The following is a 3,522-nucleotide window of genomic DNA, read 5'->3' as shown; positions in this document are numbered from 1 at the left end:
CAGGCGGTAGACCTGCCCGATGCTATTGAGCAGGTTCGCATACCAGGCCCGACTCCCCCGCTGCTGATGATAGGCCAGCGAGGCGCGATAGCAGCGCAGCGCCTCGTCCCACTGCCCCAGCCGGCGATAGACGTAGCCGAGCTGGCCCTGCAGCGTGCTGGCCTCCTCCTCATCCCCTCGCTGTTGGGCCAGCTCCAGACACTGCTCGTAAGAGCGAATCGTCTGCAGCAACTGCTGTTGCTGCAAGGCGCAGCGCGCGAACTCATAGAAGAGGGCTTCCTGCTGGGTAGCCAGCCAGGCTGGATCTGCTTCCTGCTGCAGCCGTTCAAGCTGCGCTTGCGCCAGTTGGGGCTGTTCCTCAATGCGCAGAAGCTGGGCCTCCCAGAGTCGGAGCTGCCAGCGCTGGGCAGGCGTCAAGGTGGGCTCATAGTCCCGCACGGTCTCCAGCAGCGTTCGGGCAAAGCCGCTGCGCCAGCCGACCGTGGCGGGTCCAAAGAGCCGCTGAAAGCGCTGCAGGCCCTCCTCCACATCCACCGTCAGCCAGTGAGCGAGCAGCTCCACCCGACTGGCCTGCCATTCCTGTTCTGAAAGCGCCTGCTCAGCTTGCTGTTCATAGTAGTGGATCACGGCCCGGCTCAGCTCGCGGCGAAAGCGCCAATCAGGGTCCTGGCGCTCCCAGCAGTATTGCACCACCAGCCGGCGCATCTCATCGTGCAGTGCCAGCTCATCCCCCTCACCGGCAGCGCGCACGAACGAGAGCTGTCGCAGAGCCGCCAGCCACTCCTCAACAGAAACCTGCTCGCCGGTCTCCGTCAACTTGACCTGGGTCAGCAACCAGGAGAGAAGCGGAGCAGACAAACGATGGTAGACATGAGCCAGCACCAGAATCAGCCAGTTGAGCGGGCGCTCCAAATCGTTGATGCGCACCACAAGCTGCTCCTCAAAGCGCCCTTGAGGGAAGGCCACCAGCTCATCCAGCGTGAGCAGACGCCTTGCCAGCAGATCACAGGCCAGCCCGACCAAAATAGGACGACCCGCCGTCAGCTCATAGAGGCGCTCAATAGCATGAGCCTGGCGCCCTGCTGCCAGAACAGACTCCTCTGAGCCAGCAGCTGTCTCGCTGACCCCATCCGCATCTACCGCATCGGGCAGACCAGCTAGCTCGCGCGCAAGATAGAGGCGCACCTCAGCAGGCGAAAAAGGAGGCAGCGCCAGCTCCAGCACCTCCTTTTCACGCCCATGCCATGTTGGATGCTGCCAATCCAGCGGATTGCGCCCCGCCAGGAGCACTTTGACATGAGGCAGGCCATAGCGCTCGGGGAAGAGCTGTCCCAGGCCCAAGACCGCTACCTGGGGACTGCGCTCGACCAGCTCAAAGGTATCAAAGACGAGCAAGAGCTGCGGCTCCTTCTCAGGCAAGTTTGAGAGCAATTCCTGCACATCGCGAGCCAAAGCCTCTGAGAGGCTGTCACGAATGCGGATATCGGCCACATCTTTCTCCGGGTAGAGGCTACTGAGATAGCCCTGGGAGGCAAAGCTTTCCAGAGTCTCAGCGAAAGCTCGCGCCTGCCAGCGCGGGTAGGCTGCCTGGAGCCGCTCAACAACTCGCCGTGCGATCACCAGGCGATCACGATCGGCGACACGGAAGAAATCCACCTGGACAACGGCCAGATGGGGAAAGCGCTGTCGCGCAAGCGAGACACAGGCACGCAGAAACCAGGTCTTCCCAATGCCGCCCCGACGAGCAGGGTCCGGCTCGGAATCATGAACAGAGAGAATCCAGGGAGCATCGGACTGGACGTTCGCCAGCCAGTCCAGAAAAAGAGAAAGCTCACGATCTCGTCCGAGAAACGTTGCGGGTACCCCTAGGCGTTCCATAGTACGCTTCCCTCACCCTAGTGTTCGAGGGCTTGCAGCCCTGTAAGCATGTCCTGGGCATGTTGCCCCAGGGCCTCTAGCAGCTCTTGGTCTTGACGAACTTCTTCCACAAATTGCACGCGAGCCTCAGCGGTCTCCCAAGACAGAGTCGCCAGTAGCTCCCGGATTCCCTCAGCCAGCGCCGCAGGTTCCAGGCTGAAAGCACTATGATAGAGCCATTCGCGCAAATAACGGATACGGTCGGAGCCATTGACGCGCCCAGCCAGGCGCTGGTTAAAGGTAGCCAGCCAGCGGTGGAGCAAGGCAAACTGCTCAGGCTGCTCAATCTGCAAGGCCAGCAAGAAGAGCCAGCGCACCGGCCCCTCAACCGCGTAGCCGGCACGGTCCAGGTGCCAGCGCACGACCTCTGTCCTGTCGTTCAGCTCACGAGGCAAAAAGAAATAGGCCAAAGGGCTTTCACGCGCCCACTCAGGAGCAAACTGTTCAACCAGTTCTTGCAACATGAGAAGATTGAAACGGCGAGGCACGGAGAGCAGACGTAAGAGCCTCTCATAAGCGGAACGCTCCTCCGCTGGCAGCTTGTGCAGAACACCCTGACGAACGACTCGCTCAATCAAGAGCTGGAGCAACTGGAGGCGATCAGCGGGCTGGCGCGGATCAAGACCGCCACGGATGGCCTCGGTGAGCACCTCCATTGCCAGAGGATAGCCCCGGGTCCAGGAGAAAATCAGCTCCCGCACCTCGGCATCCAGTGGCAGCCCCACCTTCTGCAGATAAACATCACAGCTCGGACGATCAAGGGGACCGAGCTCCAGCACCGTTATCTTCCGTGCGACGGAACGCTCTCGCTCGAAGGAAACCAGACGCGGAGACGCCAGGACCACAAAGAGCGTATACTCCTTCAACAGCTCACGCAGCAGAGTTTCCAGCCAGCGCACCTGGCGCTCATTACCGGCATCCACCGCATCAACTAGCAAGACCGCCCGCCCTCGCTGGGCAAGGAGACGCAATGCCTCCACCGCCCGCTGCAGCCCAGGACCAAGCATCTCCGAGCTGTCCATTTCTGCCCTGCTCAGGTTAACCCGATAGCGCTGCACCTGCTCGACGATTTGGTGCTCCAGCAGACTCTCCCCCCGCCCGGCTTCAGCCCAAATAAACGGCACATCCGTCGCTTGACAGCGCTGCTGAACCTGACGGAGCAGCGCCGTCTTACCGATGCCACGCACTCCGCACAGCTCCACAACAGGCGTCCGCAAGAGCCGCTGCCGGTCCTGCAATGTCTGCAGCGCCTCATCAATGAGATGTAACTCGAATTCTCGGTTCACAAACAGTTCGCCTTCCATGCCAGATCTCCCGAATCACTATGCGCTACAGTGAAAAGACTAGTCTTCCCGAAGAAGCAGCCGCTGCAATGAGCCTAACTGCTCCCTTAGCATGGACAGCTCAGAGGTGACTAGCTGAAAACACTGCTCTGTTTGCTGCTGAAGCGAGCTGAGTTGCATCAGGGTAGTCTGAAGCATTTCTTGTGTCTCACGTCTCTCTCTCTGGGAAATTTTATATTCACTATTTATTTTACGCAATTCGCTAAGAATATCAACGAAGTTTCTTATATTGGTTGGCATCGATGATTTCAGATGCCAGAAG

General features: G+C 59.9%; 3 protein-coding genes. All 3 read right to left on the bottom strand.

Features of this window, described 5'->3' with window-relative positions:
* Nucleotides 1-1,878: tetratricopeptide repeat protein (locus IRZ31_RS20700; RefSeq protein WP_297157482.1), on the bottom strand; the 1,878-nt coding region annotated here is incomplete at its 3' end.
* A gap of 17 nt (nt 1,879-1,895) precedes the next feature.
* A complete protein-coding gene (locus IRZ31_RS20695) occupies nt 1,896-3,221 on the bottom strand; it encodes an ATP-binding protein (protein WP_297157480.1) in 1,326 nt (441 codons plus the stop codon).
* A gap of 39 nt (nt 3,222-3,260) precedes the next feature.
* On the bottom strand, nt 3,261-3,522 hold a 262-nt coding region (locus IRZ31_RS20690), incomplete at its 5' end, for a hypothetical protein (protein WP_297157478.1).

Source organism: Thermogemmatispora sp., assembly GCF_019683635.1.
Taxonomy (GTDB): Bacteria; Chloroflexota; Ktedonobacteria; order Ktedonobacterales; family Ktedonobacteraceae; genus Thermogemmatispora.
Note: the sequence above shows the minus strand (reverse complement) of the source record. Positions and strands in the feature narration are given on the sequence as shown.